This window comes from Nonomuraea sp. NPDC050153 (genome assembly GCF_044460125.1).
Classification (GTDB): domain Bacteria; phylum Actinomycetota; class Actinomycetes; order Streptosporangiales; family Streptosporangiaceae; genus Nonomuraea.
The window spans coordinates 428,265-445,381 of the sequence record NZ_JBITJQ010000002.1; the positions used below are offsets into that span (position 1 = coordinate 428,265).

Genomic DNA, 17,117 nt, shown 5'->3' on the forward strand with positions numbered 1-17,117 from the left:
AAAATGGAGGGATCATGAGCTATGACCGCCTGACCCATCCACTGGTGCGTGAGGACGGCGTGCTGCGCAGGGCGAGCTGGGAGGAGGCCCTGGAGCGGGCGGCGGAGGGCTTCCGCCGCAACCTCGCCGCGCATGGGCCCGACTCCTTCGCCATGTTGTCGTGCGCCCGGTCCACGAACGAGATGAACTATGTCGGGCAGAAGTTCACCCGCGTGGTGATCGGCACCAACAACGTGGACTCCTGCAACCGCACCTGCCACGCGCCGAGCGTGGCGGGGCTGTCGGCGGTGTTCGGCAGCGGTGGTGGCACGTCCTCCTACCAGGAGGTGGAGGACACCGACGTGATCGTGATGTGGGGCTCGGCGGCGCGCAACGCCCACCCCATCTTCTTCCAGCACGTGCTCAAGGGCATCCACAACGGCGCGCGGATGTTCGCGGTGGACCCGCGCCGCACCGGCACCGCCCAGTGGGCCGACCTGTGGCTGGGGCTGAACGTGGGCACGGACATCCCCCTCGCCCACGCGGTGGCCAGGGAGATCATCCACGCCGGGCTGCACAATGAGGCGTTCATCGAGCGGGCCACGGCCGGGTTCGAGGAGTTCAAGAAGTCCGTCGAGCCCTGGACGCTGACCACCGCCGAGCAGGTCACCGGCGTGCCCGCGCACGCCATCCGCGAGCTGGCCCACGCCTACGCCCGCGCCGACCGCGCCCAGCTGTGCTGGACGCTCGGCATCACCGAGCACCACAACGCGACGGACAACGTACGGGCCCTGATCAACCTGGCCCTGCTCACCGGCCACGTCGGCCGCTACGGCTCCGGCCTGTCGCCGCTGCGCGGCCAGAACAACGTGCAGGGCGGCGGCGACATGGGCGCCATCCCCAACCGCCTGCCCGGCTTCCAGGACATCCTCGACCCCGGCATCCGGGCGCGCTTCGAGGGCGTGTGGGGCCGGGAGATCCAGCCCCGTTACGGCCTCAACCTCACCCAGATGCTGGAGGCGATGGCCGAGGGCGAGGTGACCACCTGCTACCTCATCGGTGAGAACCCCGTGCAGTCCGAGGCCGACTCGCTGGCCTGCATCAAGCGCCTGTCCATGCTCGACCACCTGGTGGTGCAGGACATCTTCCTCACCAAGACCGCCCAGATGGCCGACGTCGTGCTGCCCGCGAGCGCCGCCTGGTGCGAGGCGGACGGCACGTTCACCAACAGCGAGCGCCGGGTCCAGCGGGTCCGCAAGGCCCTGGACCCGCCGGGCGAGGCCCGCGACGACATCTGGATCATGTGCGAGCTGGCCCGCAGGCTGGGCCACGACTGGCACTACGACGGCGCCGAAGCGGTCTGGAACGAGCTGCGCGCCGTGTCGCCCCAGCACCACGGCATGACCTACCAGCGGCTGGCCGACCTCCAGGGCATCCAGTGGCCCTGCCCGTCGGAGGACTCGCTGGAGCCGCCCTACCTGCACGGCAGGCTGTGGGAGAGCGACCCGGTCGAGCGGGGCACACCGGCGCCGTTCGCGGTGCTGCGCCACTCGCCGCCGGTGGACCTGCTGGACGAGGAGTATCCGCTGCGGCTGACGACCGGGCGGCGGCTCGACTCGTACAACACGGGCGTGCAGTCCTCCGGGTTCGCCTCTCCCCTGCGCCGGGGCGAGACGGTGGAGCTCTGCCCCGAGGACGCCGACCGGCTCGGCGTCGTCGCGGGCGAGGAGGTGCGGATCAGCTCGCGGCGCGGTTCGGTGGTCGCGCCGGTGTTCATCGACCCCGCCCTGCGGCCGGGTCTGGTGTTCATGACCATGCACTTCCCTGACGAGGTGGACACCAACTCCCTCACCATCGAGGCCACCTGCCCGATCGCGGGCACCGCCGAGTTCAAGGCGGCGGCCGTCCGTGTCGAGAAGCTCGTGAAGGCCGGGTGATCAGATGGATCTGAGGTTCCGCGACGCAGAGCCGTCCGAGGAAGAGCGCGCGGCCGTCGACGCCCTGCTCGGACCGCCCGCGTCGGCGTGGGACGGCGGGGGGCGGACCGAGGCCGACCTGCGGATGGCCGTCCGCGCCGAGTCGCAGCGCGACATGCTGCTGCCCGCGCTGCACGCGGTCAACGACCGGGTCGGGTGGATCAGCGAGGGCGCGCTCGACTACATCTGCCGCCGCCTGACCGTGCCGCCCGCCGAGGCGTACGGGGTGGCGACGTTCTATTCGCTGTTCTCGATGGAGCCGCGGCCGAAGCGGGTCCTGCACGTCTGCACCGACCTGGCCTGCCGGGCCAAGGGCGGCGCGGACGTACGCAGGCAGGTGGAGGAGCGGCTCGGCCCGCCGGGGAAGTCGTGGCACGAGAGCCCCTGCCTGGGCCTGTGCGAGCGGGCCCCCGCCGCGCTCGCCCTGGAGGCGGGCACGCCGCCCAAGGCCCAGGTGTACGCCCCGGCGAACGCCTTCCTGGCGTTGGACGGCCCCACCCCCAACGGTGCCACCCCCACCCTCGACGTCGCCGGTGACGCCCCGGTGGCGGCGGCCGTGCCGCAGGCCGGGCAGGACGGGCTGACCCTGCTCAGGCGGGTCGGCACGACCGATCCCGCGAGCCTGGACGCCTACCGGGCGGCCGGCGGCTACACCGCGCTCAGGAGGGCGTTCGAGCTGGGGCCCGCCGGGGTCATCCGGGAGGTCCTGGAGTCGGGGCTGGTCGGCAGGGGCGGCGCCGCGTTCCCGACCGGCCGCAAGTGGGACGCCACCGCCCGCCAGCCCGACCACCCGCACTACCTGGTCTGCAACGCCGACGAGAGCGAGCCGGGCACGTTCAAGGACCGCGTGATCATGGAGGGTGACCCGTACGCGCTGGTGGAGGCGATGACGATCGCCGCCTACGCCACCGGCTGCGCCAAGGGATACCTCTACATCAGGGGCGAGTACCCCAGAGCGACCGCGCGGCTCCAGCACGCCATCGCGACCGCCCGCTCGCGGGGCCTGCTCGGCGACGACATCCTCGGCAAGGGCCTGTCGTTCGACATCGAGCTGCGCAGGGGCGCAGGCGCGTACATCTGCGGCGAGGAGACCGCGATCTTCAACTCCATCGAGGGGCAGCGGGGCGAGCCGCGCAGCAAGCCGCCGTTCCCCGTGGAGAAGGGGCTGTTCGGCAAGCCGACCGTGGTCAACAACGTCGAGACGCTGGTCAACGTGCTGCCGATCCTGGAGCGCGGCGCCCGGGCGTACGCGGCGGCCGAGCCCAAGCTGTTCTGCGTCTCGGGCGCGGTCGAGCGGCCCGGCGTGTACGAGCTCACGTTCGGCACGACGCTGCGCGAACTGCTGGACCTGACCGGGACCACCGGCACGACCAGGGCGGTGCTGCTCGGCGGGGCGGCCGGGGCGTTCGTCACGGAACTCGACATCCCGCTCACCTTCGAGGGCACCAGGAACGCGGGGGCGACGCTCGGCTCCGGCGTGGTGCTCGTCATCGACGACACCGTGGACATGAAAGGGCTGCTGCTGCGCATCGCGGAGTTCTTCCGCGACGAGTCCTGCGGCCAGTGCGTGCCCTGCCGGGTGGGCACCGTACGGCAGGAGGAGGCCCTGCACCGGCTGTCGCGCCGGGTCTCGGACGAGGATCTCGTGCTGCTGCGCGAGGTCGGCCAGACCATGCGGGACGCCTCGATCTGCGGCCTCGGACAGACCGCCTGGAACGCCGTCGAATCGGCCATCGACCGTCTGGGAGTGTTCAAATGATCCCGCTCCAGCCGCCCCGGCGGCTCATCGACGTCCAGATCGACGGCGAGGACGTACGGGTACCGGAGGGCTCGACGATCCTCGACGCCTGCCACGCCGCGGGCAAGGACATCCCCACCCTCTGCTACGGCGACACGCTGACCCCGAAGAACGCCTGCCGCGTCTGCGTCGTGGAGGTGGAGGGCGCCAGGACGCTGGCGCCCGCCTGCTCCCGCAAGGCCGAGGCCGGCATGAAGGTCGGCACCGGCACCGAGCGGGCCCGGCAGAGCCGCAAGGTGGTGCTGGAGCTGCTCGGCTCCTCCGTGGACATGTCGACCACCCCGCGCGCCGCCGAGTGGGTCGAGGAGTACGGCGCCGACCCCGCGCGGTTCGGCGACGACGCGGCCACCGTGGAGCAGCCGGCCAAGGTGGACAACGACCTCTACGTGCGCGACTACAGCAAGTGCATCCTGTGCTACAAGTGCGTGGACGCCTGCGGCGACCAGTGGCAGAACACCTTCGCCATCGCCGTGGCGGGCCGGGGGTTCGACGCGACGATCTCCACGGAGTTCGAGGCGCCGCTCACCGACTCGGCCTGCGTCTACTGCGGCAACTGCGTGGAGGTGTGCCCGACGGGCGCGCTGTCGTTCAAGACCGAGTTCGACATGCGGGCCGAGGGCACCTGGGACGAGTCGCGGCAGAACGAGACCACGACGGTCTGCAGCTACTGCGGGGTCGGCTGCAACCTGACCCTGCACGTGCAGGACAACAAGATCGTCAAGGTGACCTCGCCGCACGACAACCCGGTGACCAAGGGCAACCTCTGCGTCAAGGGCCGCTTCGGGTTCGGCTATGTCTAGAGCCATGTCCAGGGCGCTCGTCCGGGCCGGAGGGAGCGCCCATGTCTAGGGTCGCCGTCAAGAGACGCATCCTGCGGGTCAAGGACACCGTCCGGATCCCCAAGATCGACTCGCTGGCCGCCGAGGAGCCGCTGGAGATCCGCCTCGACGGGACGCCGCTGACGGTCACCATGCGCACGCCCGGCGACGACTTCGACCTGGCCGCCGGGTTCCTGGTCAGCGAGGGTGCCGTGCGCGCGGCGGCCGACATCGCCACGATCCGCTACTGCGCGGGCGCGACGGCGGACGGCGGGAACACGTACAACGTGCTCGACGTGCGGCTGGCACCCGGCGTGGCGGCGCCCAAGCCGCGCAACTTCTACACCACGTCCTCCTGCGGCGTCTGCGGCAAGGCGTCGCTGGAGGCGGTACGCACGGTGGCTCGCTGGAGCGCCGGAGACGACCCGGTCGAGCTGGCGCAGCCGACCGTCGCCACCCTGCCGGACCGGCTGCGCGCGGCCCAGCGGGTGTTCGACCGGACCGGGGGCCTGCACGCGGCCGGCCTGTTCACGTCCGGCGGCGAGCCGCTGTGCGTGCGCGAGGACGTGGGCCGGCACAACGCCGTGGACAAGCTGCTCGGCTGGGCCCTGCGCAATGACCGGCTCCCCCTGCGGGGGACCGTGCTCATGGTGTCGGGCCGGGCGTCGTTCGAACTGGTGCAGAAAGCGGTCATGGGGGCCATCCCGGTGCTCGCCGCGGTCTCGGCGCCGTCGTCGCTCGCGGTCGAACTGGCCGCGGAGGAGGGGCTGACGCTCATCGGGTTCCTGCGGGGGAGCTCGATGAACGTCTATACGGGCGAGCGCCGCCTGAGCGTCACCCCGGCCGCCGGCTATGGCTCGGCCGGCACACGTCCGCCGGGGTGATGGCGGGATGCCGCACGGCGCCCCTGGCCCCCAGCCGCCGTCCGGCATCCCCTCGCGTGTTCGCGGCCTCCACTGCGCGGAGGCGGGCTCGGTGACCTTTGTGCCGCCAGGGAGGATTTTGACAACCATTTTCATTTTGGCGCATACTGACTCCCATGATGTCAGGATTTTCCCGGTCGTACGCTGCTGGTTTGCTGGCCGGCGCCACCCTCCTCACCACCGCCGCCTGCGGATCCGGCTCCGCTGAGACCGCCACAAGGGGCCGGCCCGAGGTGGTCGCCGCGTTCTACCCGCTCCAATGGCTGACCGAGCAGGTGGGAGGATCCGACGCGCACGTGACCGGCCTGACGGTCCCCGGCGTCGAGCCGCACGACCTGGAGCTGAGCATCCAGCAGGTGAGCGAGCTCCAGAAGGCGGCGCTCACCGTCTACATCAAGGGCCTCCAGCCCGCCGTGGACGACGCGGTGGAGGCCGAGACGAGCTTCGACGCCGCCACGGCCGTCACGACCCTGCCCGCGGGCGGGCACGAGGAGGAGGGTGAGGCGGATCACGGCCACGAGGTGTCCTACGACCCGCACCTCTGGCTGGACCCCGCCCGCCTGGCCACCGTCGCCACCAAGCTCGGCGAGCGCCTGGCCGTCGCCGACCCGGCGCACGCGCAGGCGTACAAGGACCGCGCCGCCAAGACCGCGGGCGCGCTTGGAACGCTCGATCGGGAGTTCGCTGAGGGTCTGAGCACGTGCAGGACGAAGTCGCTGGTCACGGCGCACGAGGCGTTCGGCTACCTGGCGGACCGTTACAAACTCAAGCAGATCGGCATCACGCTCGACCCCGAGACCGAGCCGTCGCCCGCGCGCATCTCCGAGGTGGCCAAGCTGGCCAAGGCCGAGGGCGTGACCACGATCTTCACCGAGTCCCTGGTCAGCCCCAAGGTGGCCGAGGTGCTCGCGAACGAGGTGGGCGCGAAGACCGCCGTGCTCGACCCCCTGGAGAGCCCGCCCTCCGGCGATTATCTGTCCGCCATGCGCGATAACCTCAAAACCCTACAAACTGCACTGGGGTGTACGGCATGAGCGAAACGGCCTTCTCGATGGCCGATGGTCGGGTCTCCTTTGACGGCAAGCCCGTTCTGCGAGGGATCGACCTCACCGTCTGCCCTGGGGAGGTCGTCGCCCTCCTGGGGGCCAACGGCTCGGGCAAGTCGACGCTGGTTCGCGCGCTGCTCGGTCTCACGCCGCTGACCGGCGGCTCGACGTTGATGTACGGGTCGCCGCCGGGCAGGTTCCGCGACTGGTGGCGCATCGGCTACGTGCCGCAGCGGCTCCAGGTCGGGGGCGGCGTGCCCGCCACCGTACGCGAGGTCGTGGCCTCGGGCCGGATCGCCAGGCAGAGCCGCCTCCGCAGGACCAGCTCGCACGACAAGGCCGCAGTGACCGGCGCGCTGGAGGCCGTCAGGCTGGCCGACCGCGCCAACGACCCCGTCCAGTCGCTGTCCGGCGGCCAGCAGCAGCGGGTGCTCATCGCGCGGGCGCTGGCCGGGGAGCCGGACACGTACGTGATGGACGAGCCGACCGCGGGCGTGGACGCCGGGACGCAGCAACTGCTGGCCGACACGCTGGCCGGGCTGGTGCGCGACGGCAAGACGGTGGTGCTGGTCGCGCACGAGCTGGGGCCGCTGGAGCCGATCATCACGCGCGGCGTGGTGATCCGCGAGGGCCGGGTCGCGCACGACGGCCGGCCGCCGCGCCCGGAGGGCGACTGCGCCCGGCCGGGCCACGAGCACCAGCATCCGCACGCCGCCACGCCGGCCGCGGGACCGTTGACCGGCTGGCAGGGGGAAGCGTCGTGATGATCATGGATCTGCTCCAGGAGCAGCTCTTCCAGCTCGCCCTGGTGGCCGCGCTGCTGGTGGGCCTGTGCGCGCCCGCCGTGGGGACGTTCATCGTGCAGCGCAGGCTGGCGCTGCTGGGCGACGGCATCGGCCACGTGGCGCTGACCGGCGTCGCGCTCGGCTTCCTGACCGGCACCGCGCCCGTGCTCACCGCCGTGATCGTCTCCGTCGTCGGGGCGGTGGCCATCGAACTGGTCAGGGCGCGCGGGCGGACCAGCGGCGACGTGGCGCTGGCGCTGCTGTTCTACGGCGGGATCGCGGGCGGCGTCATGCTCATGGGCATCGCGCCGGGCGGCAGCAACGCCAAGCTGAACTCGTACCTGTTCGGGGCCATCGCCAGCGTCACGGTTCAGGACATCTGGGTCATCGCCGCGCTGGCCGTGGCCGTGATCGCGGTGGTCGTGGTCTTCGGCAGGGAGCTGTTCGTGCTCTGCCAGGACGAGGAGATGGCCAGGGCGAGCGGCCTGCCGGTCCGTTTCCTCAGCCTGCTGATCGCGGTCACCGCCGCGCTGACCGTCGTGATCGCGATGCGCGTGGTGGGCCTGCTGCTGGTCAGCGCGCTGATGGTGATCCCGGTGGCCACCAGCCAGCAGCTCACCCGGGGGTTCCGCACGACGATGGGGCTGGCCATGCTGTTCGGGGTGCTCGCCGCCGTGGGCGGCCTGCTCGCCTCCACCTACTCGACCAAGGTGCCTCCCGGGGCGGCGATCGTGCTTCTTGCCCTCGCCGGCTTCGTCCTGGCCCTTGGTGTCGGTAGATTCGTACGGCGAGGCCGTACCCAGGAGTCGACAGTGAGCGAGCGATCGAAGATGCGTGTGGAGGAGGTCGCATGACGACGAGACGCGATGCCGTGCACGACACCCTCCGCCAGAGCGAGGGGTTCCGCAGCGCGCAGGACGTCTATGCCGAGATGCGCCTGCACGGAGCCAAGATCGGCCTGACCACCGTCTACCGCGCCCTGCAGGCGCTGGCCGACGGCGGGCAGGTCGACGTGCTGCGTACGGACGAGGGAGAGTCCGTCTACCGCGCGTGCGCCAGCGACGTCCATCACCACCACCTGGTCTGCCGCCGCTGCGGCCACACGGTGGAGGTCGCCGGTCCGGCGGTCGAGCGGTGGGCCGAGGCGGTGGGCGGCGAGCACGGCTTCACCGAGATCACCCACACGGTCGAGGTCTTCGGCACCTGCGCCGCCTGCTCCAAGAGCTGACCGGCGTCCCGCTCCAAGGGCTGACCGGCGCCCTGCTCCAAGAGCTGAGCGGCGCCCTGCTCCCAGGGCTGAGCGGCGTCAGCCGGTGGGGGCCTTCGGCACCTGCTGCTCGCGGGTTTCCTGCTGACGTGTCCCGCCGGGCTCCGGCGTACGGGTGCGGGAGCCGTACAGGACGCCGAGGACGATCACCCCGCACCCGGCGAGCTGCAGCGCCGACGGCCGTTCGCCCAGCGCCAGCGCGGACAGCGCCACCGTCGTCATGGGCTGGACGAGCAGCAGCAGCGCGGTGAGCGCGGCCGGCTGGCGCGGCAGCGAGAACGTGATCAGCGACCATCCCAGCACCTGCGGACCCAGCGCGAGCAGCAGCAGCCACCCGTGGGCAGGCCAGCTGGGCACGAGGTCGGCGCCCCCGAAGAGCGGGCTCAGCAGGGCGATGGCCACGGTCGCGACCACCGTCGCGTGCGCCAGCGGCCCCACGGCCCGCGCCGGCCCGGCCTTCATGAGCAGCAGGAACGCGGCGTACGAAATGGACGTGGCGATCCCGGCCAGCACCCCCATGATCGGATCGCGCCCGTACGCGGCGCTGTCGAACACCCCGGAGATGAGCACCACCCCCGCGAACACGACCGGCGTCGCGACCATCAGCCTGGAGGACGGCCGCTCCCCGAACAGCGCCCAGGCCGCGAACGCCACCAGGAACACCTGCAGGTTCCCCAGCACGGTGGCCAGCCCCGCGCCCACGTAGTCGATCGCGTGATGCCAGAACAGCAGGTCGAGCGCGAACACCACGCCCGCCGCCCAGGCCAGCGCCACCCCTTTCCACGGCAGCGGCCCCAGCCTGCGCCGCTCCAGCCAGGCCAGCACGAGCATGGGCGGCACGGCGTACGCGCAACGGAACAACGCGGACGTGGCAGGCGATACACCTGAGAGCCGAACCAAGGGGGCGGAGGTGGAAATGATGAGCGCACCGGCGATCGCGATCAGCACGATACGGCGATGTGCACTCATAGAAACCTCCGTACGGCCATGCAGGAGATACAGTGCGACCACGCTAGAACCCGGCGCGGACAGGAGTCAACATGCCGTTTGGCCATGACATGGTGCATTCTTTGGCCACCGTTGTCGAGCTGGTCAACACCTCGCCCTCCACCGGAGGCGAGGAGGGCCTCGCGGGCCTGGCCGAATTGCAGGCGTTCGTGGAGTCCCGCGAGATCAGCGGCGTCACCAAGCTGACGCCCCGCGACCTGGGCCAGGTGCGGATCGTGCGAGAGGCGTTCCACCGCGTCTTCACCGCCCCGGACCAGCCCTCGGCGGTCCGCACCCTGAACGCCCTGCTGTCCGAGACGCGCATCACCCCCCGGCTGACGGAGCACGACGGCCACCCGCTGCACGTGCACTATTTCGCCGCCGACTCCACCCTGGCGGAGCACGTGGCGGCGGACTGCGGCGTCGCGCTGGCCCATCTGCTGGTGGAGGGCGAGGTCGAACGCCTGCGCACCTGCTCGGCCCCCGACTGCGACCGCGTCTTCGTCGACGAGTCCCGCAACCGGTCCCGGGTCTACTGCGACAGCCGCACGTGCGGCAACCGCATGCACGTGGCCGCCTACCGCGCCCGCCGCCGCGCCTGACCCCCAGCAACCCTGGCAAGCCCCGACCCCTCGGGCCCCCTTGAGGCCCGGGAACTCCGGGGCTCCGGGGGGAAACGCTCGGAGCTACACCAAACCCTTTCGGAAGACTCGAACACGCCGATGACCACGCCCGGCACGATCACCTTGCGATTTTCGCAACTAGAACATAGGATCCATCCATGGCCGGGGACACGACAGCACGAGTGCGCCAACTGATAGCGGAAAGCGGCCTGACCCAAGCAGAATTCGCCGCCAAGGCGGGACTGGACGCCCCGAAAATGTCCAAGTCGCTGTCGGGCGTTCGAAGATTCACGTCGCTGGATCTCGCCAGAATCGCCGACCTGTGCGGCGTATCCGTCGATTGGCTGCTCGGGGTGGATCCAGTCACACCCGCGACAGCGGCCCGCACGGCCACCGTTCCTCTCAACTCCGCAGACTCCGCGATCCGCGAAGCCGAGCGTCTCGCACAGTTGCGGGCAGATCTTGCCTTCCTTGGATATCACCAGGAAGTGCCGCGATTCGAGATCGCCGACGCATCCGCATCGTGTGTGGATCAAGGCCGGGATCTCGCCGCTCTCGCTACGGCGCACGCGGCGCAGGAGGGAATCGCCCTGTGGCGCTGCAAAGACCTGGCCGGTGCGGTCGAAGCAGCCTTTGGCGTCGATGTGCGGGTTCATCGCCCGGTTGACGGCTTCGACGGCTTGTCGTGGTCCGATGACCACAGTTCGCTGATCGTGGTGGGCACTTCCGAAGTGCCCGCTCGCCAGAGGTTCACCATCGCCCACGAGCTTGGGCATCTCCTCGCGGGAGACGACCAGGGCCTTCATGTCGACGCGGACATTCATGACACGGACCACAGGCGCAAGCCTTCCGAGAAGCGAGCGAACACGTTCGCGGCGGAGTTGCTCTTGCCCGCGGAGATGTTGCGTGAGAAGACTCATGACATCACCTGGTCACCTGAGGTGTTCGCCGTGCTGGCGTGCGAGCTGTGGGTCTCGCCCAGCACGCTCGCCTGGAAGCTGTTCAATCTCCATCTGATCGACAAGCGACAGTGCGACGCCTTCAGAGGATTGACAGCTTGGGATGCCGCCAGGAAGGCGAACGCCGTCGAGTCACTCGGCGAATGGATTCAGCAGACCTCGCGGTCGCGCATCCCGGCCCCTCTCGTTCGTACAACATTCCAGGCATATGCCGATGGGAAGGCGACACTGCGGCCATACGCGAATCTGATCGGCGTTGACACAGATACGTTGCGGGAGGCCATCAGTGACATGAGAGAGGATTCTCCCCCCGAGTCATGAGCTGGTACTGGTTTCCCGACAACACGGTGCTCTGCAATTTCGCCTCGGTGGACAGCCTTCCGCTTCTGCGACTGATCCTTCGCGAACGAGGGCGATGGACGGATGCCATTGCGTACGAGGCGACGCGGTCTGCACGCTTCTATCCCGATCTCAGCAAGATCGCCGTTGACGGATGGCTCGGCGAGCCCATCGAGATCGATGATCCCCACGAAGCCGATCAAGTCGAGCGGATCAGGCGGGCAGTTTTCGGCGGCACCCGGCACGAGCCGTTGAAACATCTGGGAGAGGCGCAGACTTGCCACGTGATTCGCAACTGGACGGACTATGCCGGCTCGCACTGGATAACCGACGACCGCGACGCGCAGGAATACGCGCGCCGTATCGGGATCACGACCCGCGACACGGCTGATCTGATCAGCGAGGGGATCGACGAGGGCTGCTGCACCCGTGGTGACGGTTTCCACCTTCTGCAGCTCATGCGGACGAGGGGCCGCAAGCTTCGCATCCCACCGAATCAAACGCGTCTCTGACCGCTGAGGCGCTGTCGTTTCGGGGGCTGGGTGGTTGTCGATGACATCTCGCCAGCGGCCGCCACTCCCCCGGCGCACGACGTCGATGGCCGTCGCGGCGCATGCCGTCCTGCTGGGCCGCGCGAGCCGAGGATCAAGACCTGATCGTGGTGCCCTGGGCGGAGACGAGGCGCCAGGCGCCGTGGGTGTCGGCGGCGTAGACGTGGGTGTAGCGGCTTCCGGCGCTGAACGTGGTGCCGTCGGGGTTGGTGAAGTTCATGCCGGTACGCCCGACGACGATGCCCACTCTGTCGACGACCCGGACGATCGCCTCGTCCGGGAACGACTGGATCCGCGGGAACCGGAGGGTCCCGGAGGCCACCAGGTCGAGCAGGATCCCCCTGTCGGCGACGGCTCCGTCCTCGACCCCGACCAGGACGAAGTCGTCCGCCAGCAGTTCCGCCAGAGCGGTGAGATCGCTTGCCACCAGGGCGTCGAAGAAGCTCTGGTCGTGCTTGAGGAGGGTGACCCTGTCCTGGCTGCTCATGTTGCGACGGTAAGCGTTGACGCCGGTGACAAGGTCAAGCCGGCCTCGGTGACGATGCGATGAAGCCGGGCGCCGTACGTGAGGGCTGCGGCTTTCCCGCGAGAGAACCTTCGACCGGCTCCGGGGACGTCGTCACCGACGCCCGTACAGCCATGGGCGCCTATTACGAGTTCACCGGCATGGCGGACCGGATGGTCGCCGGGATGCTCACCACGCCCGGGCAGATCCGGGAGTGCGTCACGCAGTACGCGGAGCTCGGCGTGGACGAGGTCATGCTCTACTGCTACGGCCGCGATCCGGGCCAGGTGGACCGGCTGGCCGAGGTCGTCAGCGCCCTCTGAGAAGTCCTACAGCAGGGCCAGCATCCGGTCCGCCTGCGCGGGCCGGATCTCCCTGCGGCAGCGCAGCAGCCAGTACAGCGCCATCAGCCGTCGGCACTCCGTGAGCCTGGCCGCCTCCTCGGCGGTCAGCTCGAACCGGTCGAGCACGGCGGTCAACCCGGCCGGATCGTTCTCCCAGACCGCGATGTGCTCGGTGACCTCGGCCAGCTCGAACGCGCGGTCGCTGCGCCCGGAGTACTCGAAGTCGATGACCCGGACCTTGGCGCCGTCCCACAGGTAGTTGGTCAGGTTCCCGTCGCCGGTGCCGAACACCGGGGTGCCCGGCCGCGCGAACATCGGCTCCAGGCCCGGCCCGGCCACCCAGGCCGTGGCCGCGCGAAGGGCCTCGGCGGTCACGGGTTCGGGCTCAGCGGCCGCCGCCCAGTCGCGCACCATCCGGAGGAGCGCGACCGGGTGCCCGGCACGCGCCGGGACCCGGTCGAGCACCTGGGAGGGTATCAAGCGCTGGACGCCGGTGATGGCCTCGGCCAGGGCGTCGACGAGCTTGCCCGCGATCTCCCCGCTCACCGCCGCGCCGTCCAGGCGGGACATCACCACGGTCGGCGGATCGGCCTCCAGCTCGGCGGTCACCGGCTCCGGGGCAAGGCCGGGGTCGTGTTCGCCGAGCAGCTCAAGGGCGCGCCATTCGCGTTCGGGCTCGCCGTACTCCGACGATCGGTACCGCTTGATCACCACGTCGGACCGCACCTCGACGGAATGGCCGCCCATCCGCCCTCCGATCTTGTCGAATGGGAGGACATGCTAGACCAATCACCCGAAGTCGCGGCGGCGCAGAGCGGCGAGGGCGCCGCCGACGAGCAGTGCCGTGAGGGCCGTCAGCGCGAAGGTGGGGCGCACGTCGAAGGACGTTCCGATCATCGGGTTGGGGATGTAGTGGAACGGCTCCAGCGGGGTCCCGTGCCAGAGGCCGTACAGGGGGCTGACGACCTTGCCGAGCCCGGCGGTCAGGAGCCAGACGATCCAGGAGATCGCCACACTGGCCCTCGGCAGCAGCCCGTACGCGAGCACGCAGACCGCCCCCACGCACCAGGCCGCCGGTACGGTGCTCAGCGCCCCCGCCAGGAAGCGGGGCAGGTCGCGGGCGAGATCGCCGACGAGCAGCGAGTACAGCGTGCCGAACACGAGCCCGGCGACGGCCATCAGCGCCGCCGTGCCGAGCCCCGTCACGACCAGGTGGCCGGCCGCCCAGCGCAGGCGGGTCATCGGGGTGGACTGCACGGTCTCCGCGCGGCCGGAGGTCTCCTCCGAACGCAGCCGCAGCGTCATGAGCACCGGGTAGAGCGCGACGGCGTACGCGATGACGAGGATCAGGTACCACGAGTACGCGCCCAGCGTGGTGGTCATGTCGGACACGCCGAGGACGCTCGTGATGTTCTGCACCACGATGCTCGGCCGCGAGAGCAGGTCCTGGGCGAGCGGGCTGAGCCCGGCCCCGGCCACGGCGAAGCACGCGACCCCGGCCGTCCACTTCGCCAGCAGTCCGCGGTGCAGCCGCCAGGCCAGGCTGACCGGGCCGCGCAGCTCCGGCGCCGACTCCCGGCCCAGGCGCTCGGGCAGCAGGCCCTCGCCGAGGTCGCGGCGGCCGACCAGCCGGTACGCGATCACGTACAGGATCGCGCTGACCAGCACCGGAACCCCGAGCATCCACCACCGCTCGTCCTGGTACGCGCGCACCAGGTGGCTCCAGCCGATCGGGGACAGCGCCTTCAGCCAGTACTGTCCGGTCGCGTCACCGGCGTAACGCATCACGTAGGCGGCGCCGAGCGCGGACAGGCTGACGGCGGTGGCCGTACGGGCGCTGCGCGCGAGTTGCGCGGCCACCGCGGCGACGGCGCCGAACACCCAGCCCGCGACCGTGATCGCGGCACCGTACGCGACGGTGCCGACGGGCTCGAACCCGAGGCCGATGAGCACGGCCCCGGCCAGCACCCCGCCGGCCAGGCTGACCCCGCCGGCGACCAGCAGGGCGGCGGTCAGGGGCGCGTAGCGGCTCACCATGCCGGAGCGGACCAGCTCGGCCCTCCCCTCGTCCTCCTCCCTGCGGGTGTGGCGGACGATCGACATGAGGGCCGCGAACGCGCTCGCCACGTACAGGAACCCGCCGCTGCGCCACGTCGCGATCACCTCCAGCCGCGGCTCGATGAGGCCGCCGCCGAGCGCCCGCAGGAAGACGTTCCTGGCGGCGAGCTCGACGTAGGTGACCTTCAGCTCGTACGTGCCCATGGTCCGATTGACGTAGGACACCAGCGCCAGGGCCAGGGCCACGATCAGAAGGATCCACCAGGGCGCGATGCCCCGTTCGCGGCGCAACGCCAGGCGGACGAGGTGGCCGGTGCCCGCGGGAGCGCCCGCCCGGCCGTGTGGTGCGTCAGCCATTCGGCTCTCAGCTCCTACTCACCAGTACAGTCAACTGTTCCGATGAACAGCAGGCTATACCCGCGTATAGGTGCTTGCCACCACTGGGTCCAGATCGCGGAACCGGAGGCGGTGAGGAGGCCGGGCCGGGGCCCAGCGACGGTGAGACCGTCGAGCTGGGCGCGGGCGGCGTGGCGGCGAATGACCGCAGTGATGAAAGTGCTGGTGGAGCGGCCGGTCAGACCGGGTTGGGCAGCGCCCCGCCGTAGCGCCGGTCGCGCTTGGCGAAGATCTCGCAGGCCTCCCACAGATCCCGGCGGTCGAAGTCGGGCCAGAGCCGGTCGAGGAACACCATCTCGGCGTAGGCCGACTGCCACAGCAGGAAGTTCGAGAAGCGCTGCTCCCCCGACGAGCGCACGAACAGATCCACCTCGGGGATCTCCGGCTCGTCCAGGTAACGCGCGAACACCTTCTCGTTGACCTTGGACGGCTTGACCCGCCCGGCCGCGATGTCCTGGGCCAGCCTGACGGCCGCCTCGACGATCTCGGCCTGCCCGCCATAATTGACGCAGAACTGCAACGTCAGCTTGCTGTTGCCGACCGTCATCTCCTCGGCCGCCTGCAGCTCCGAGATGACGCTCTTCCACAGCCGCCCCGGCTTGCCCGCCCACCGGACGCGCACGCCCATGGCGTTGAGCTCGTCGCGCCGCCGCCGGATCACGTCGCGGTTGAACCCCATGAGGAAGCGCACCTCGTCGGGCGACCGCCGCCAGTTCTCCGTGGAGAACGCGAACGCGCTCAGATAGGGGACGCCCAGCTCAAGCGCCCCCTCGATGACGTCGAACAGCGAAGATTCGCCAGCTTTGTGCCCCTCGATGCGGGGCAGGCCGCGAGCCTTGGCCCAGCGGCCGTTGCCGTCCATGATGATGGCGACGTGCTTGGGCACCAGGTCCCGCGGGATCGGCGGCGGCGTCGCGCCCGACGGATGCGGGGTCGGAGGTCGTACGTTCACACAGGCTCCCTTTCGACGTGTCGGAGAGAGCGTATTCCGTGTTCGAGATGCCATTGCAGATATGCGGCAACGAGGCCGCTGCACTCGCTCCGGTGGCGCGACTCCGAGGCGTCGGCGGTGGCCCAGTCGCCACGCAGCAACGCCGTCATGAGCCCGATCGTCTCCCCGGCGGGCACCGCCGAGCCGGCCGGGCGGCACGCCCCGCACACCACGCCGCCCGCGACGATGGCGAACGCCCTGATCGCCGGCGCCTGGCACTTGGCGCACGCCTCGAGCGCGGGAGCGTAGCCGGCCACCGCCAGCGAGCGCAGGAAGTACGCGTCCAGCACCAGCCGGGCCTCGTGGTCGCGGTCGGCGAGCGTGCGCAGCCCGCCCACCAGCAGCAGGAACTGCCGCAGCGCCGGCTCCTTCTCCCCGTGCGTCAGCCGGTCGGCGGTCTCCAGCATCGCGCTGCCCGCGGTGTAGCGGGGATAGTCGACGGCCAGCGCCTCGCCGTAGGGTCTGATGGTCTCCGCCTGCGTGACGACGTCGAGCGTACGGCCGGTGTGCAGCTGCAGGTCGACGTGGGTGAACGGCTCCAGCCTGGCGCCGAAGCGGGACTTCGTGCGGCGCACGCCCCTCGCCACGGCCCTGATCTTGCCGGTACGCTTCGCCAGGATGGTGACGATGCGGTCGGCCTCACCGAGCTTCTGTGTGCGTAGAACTACGCCTTCGTCACGGTAGAGACTCACTCGGACATCTTACGGCCGCACCGAAGCGGCGTTACGGGCATGCTCTGGTGACGCGACTTTGCGTCACCCTCACTAGACTT

Annotated in this window: 18 protein-coding genes; 12 read left to right on the forward strand and 6 right to left on the reverse strand. The window is 70.4% G+C overall.

Features of this window, described 5'->3' with window-relative positions; translation table 11 throughout:
- Window positions 1-14 precede the first annotated feature (14 nt).
- The 8 genes from ACIBQ1_RS06205 (at window position 15) to ACIBQ1_RS06240 (ending at window position 8,553) form a co-directional block, all read left to right on the forward strand.
- The gene (locus ACIBQ1_RS06205; RefSeq protein WP_397274911.1) at window positions 15-1,916 is read left to right on the forward strand and encodes a molybdopterin oxidoreductase family protein; all 1,902 of its coding nucleotides are present in this window, start codon (window positions 15-17) and stop codon (window positions 1,914-1,916) included.
- 4 nt (window positions 1,917-1,920) lie between these two features.
- On the forward strand, window positions 1,921-3,714 hold the full coding sequence (locus tag ACIBQ1_RS06210) for an NAD(P)H-dependent oxidoreductase subunit E (protein ID WP_397274912.1): 1,794 nt from the start codon (window positions 1,921-1,923) through the stop codon (window positions 3,712-3,714).
- On the forward strand, window positions 3,711-4,553 hold the full coding sequence (locus ACIBQ1_RS06215; protein ID WP_397274913.1) for a 2Fe-2S iron-sulfur cluster-binding protein: 843 nt from the start codon (window positions 3,711-3,713) through the stop codon (window positions 4,551-4,553). The genes ACIBQ1_RS06210 and ACIBQ1_RS06215 overlap by 4 nt, the downstream gene beginning before the upstream one ends.
- 41 nt (window positions 4,554-4,594) lie before the next feature.
- Entirely contained in the window at window positions 4,595-5,455 is an 861-nt protein-coding gene (fdhD, locus tag ACIBQ1_RS06220) for a formate dehydrogenase accessory sulfurtransferase FdhD (protein ID WP_397274914.1), read from the forward strand.
- 155 nt (window positions 5,456-5,610) lie between these two features.
- Window positions 5,611-6,528, forward strand: coding sequence for a metal ABC transporter substrate-binding protein (locus tag ACIBQ1_RS06225; protein WP_397274915.1), 918 nt, complete (start codon window positions 5,611-5,613; stop codon window positions 6,526-6,528).
- Window positions 6,525-7,304, forward strand: a complete 780-nt coding sequence (locus tag ACIBQ1_RS06230; RefSeq protein ID WP_397274916.1) for a metal ABC transporter ATP-binding protein — start codon at window positions 6,525-6,527, stop codon at window positions 7,302-7,304. Before ACIBQ1_RS06225 ends, ACIBQ1_RS06230 begins: the two co-directional genes overlap by 4 nt.
- 2 nt (window positions 7,305-7,306) lie before the next feature.
- Window positions 7,307-8,179, forward strand: a complete 873-nt coding sequence (locus ACIBQ1_RS06235) for a metal ABC transporter permease (RefSeq protein WP_397275540.1) — start codon at window positions 7,307-7,309, stop codon at window positions 8,177-8,179.
- Complete coding sequence (locus ACIBQ1_RS06240; RefSeq protein WP_397274917.1) at window positions 8,176-8,553, forward strand: Fur family transcriptional regulator; 378 nt, start codon at window positions 8,176-8,178, stop codon at window positions 8,551-8,553. The genes ACIBQ1_RS06235 and ACIBQ1_RS06240 overlap by 4 nt, the downstream gene beginning before the upstream one ends.
- A gap of 78 nt (window positions 8,554-8,631) precedes the next feature.
- On the opposite strand, the gene ACIBQ1_RS06245 is transcribed toward ACIBQ1_RS06240, so the two are convergent.
- Window positions 8,632-9,561: a DMT family transporter gene (locus ACIBQ1_RS06245; RefSeq protein WP_397274918.1), complete on the reverse strand. Its 930-nt coding sequence runs from the start codon at window positions 9,559-9,561 to the stop codon at window positions 8,632-8,634.
- Window positions 9,562-9,653: 92 nt separating this feature from the next.
- On the opposite strand from ACIBQ1_RS06245, the gene ACIBQ1_RS06250 reads away from it, so the two are divergent.
- From ACIBQ1_RS06250 to ACIBQ1_RS06260, 3 genes are all read left to right on the forward strand, one after another.
- Window positions 9,654-10,181 (forward strand): CGNR zinc finger domain-containing protein, encoded by a 528-nt coding sequence (locus tag ACIBQ1_RS06250; protein ID WP_397275542.1) that lies wholly within the window; start codon window positions 9,654-9,656, stop codon window positions 10,179-10,181.
- A gap of 179 nt (window positions 10,182-10,360) precedes the next feature.
- Window positions 10,361-11,482, forward strand: coding sequence for a helix-turn-helix domain-containing protein (locus ACIBQ1_RS06255; RefSeq protein ID WP_397274919.1), 1,122 nt, complete (start codon window positions 10,361-10,363; stop codon window positions 11,480-11,482).
- Window positions 11,479-12,012, forward strand: a complete 534-nt coding sequence (locus ACIBQ1_RS06260) for a hypothetical protein (protein ID WP_397274920.1) — start codon at window positions 11,479-11,481, stop codon at window positions 12,010-12,012. Before ACIBQ1_RS06255 ends, ACIBQ1_RS06260 begins: the two co-directional genes overlap by 4 nt.
- Window positions 12,013-12,145: 133 nt before the next feature.
- Here the strand turns inward: ACIBQ1_RS06260 and ACIBQ1_RS06265 are convergent, their stop codons facing one another.
- Window positions 12,146-12,538: a nuclear transport factor 2 family protein gene (locus ACIBQ1_RS06265; RefSeq protein ID WP_397274921.1), complete on the reverse strand. Its 393-nt coding sequence runs from the start codon at window positions 12,536-12,538 to the stop codon at window positions 12,146-12,148.
- A gap of 59 nt (window positions 12,539-12,597) precedes the next feature.
- Here ACIBQ1_RS06265 and ACIBQ1_RS06270 point away from each other — a divergent pair, with 59 nt between their 5' ends.
- A complete protein-coding gene (locus ACIBQ1_RS06270) occupies window positions 12,598-12,879 on the forward strand; it encodes a hypothetical protein (protein ID WP_397274922.1) in 282 nt (93 codons plus the stop codon).
- Between the two features lie 6 nt (window positions 12,880-12,885).
- On the opposite strand, the gene ACIBQ1_RS06275 is transcribed toward ACIBQ1_RS06270, so the two are convergent.
- The 4 genes from ACIBQ1_RS06275 to recO all read right to left on the reverse strand — a co-directional run bounded on the left by ACIBQ1_RS06275 (window position 12,886) and on the right by recO (window position 17,037).
- A complete protein-coding gene (locus ACIBQ1_RS06275) occupies window positions 12,886-13,647 on the reverse strand; it encodes a phosphotransferase family protein (protein ID WP_397274923.1) in 762 nt (253 codons plus the stop codon).
- 42 nt (window positions 13,648-13,689) lie between these two features.
- On the reverse strand, window positions 13,690-15,315 hold the full coding sequence (locus tag ACIBQ1_RS06280) for an ABC transporter permease (protein WP_397274924.1): 1,626 nt from the start codon (window positions 15,313-15,315) through the stop codon (window positions 13,690-13,692).
- A 217-nt stretch (window positions 15,316-15,532) separates the two neighbouring features.
- Complete coding sequence (locus ACIBQ1_RS06285) at window positions 15,533-16,306, reverse strand: isoprenyl transferase (RefSeq protein ID WP_397274925.1); 774 nt, start codon at window positions 16,304-16,306, stop codon at window positions 15,533-15,535.
- Window positions 16,303-17,037 carry a DNA repair protein RecO gene (recO, locus tag ACIBQ1_RS06290; protein ID WP_355373055.1) on the reverse strand — a complete coding sequence of 245 codons (735 nt, stop codon included), beginning with the start codon at window positions 17,035-17,037 and terminating at the stop codon, window positions 16,303-16,305. Before recO ends, ACIBQ1_RS06285 begins: the two co-directional genes overlap by 4 nt.
- Window positions 17,038-17,117: the final 80 nt, after the last annotated feature.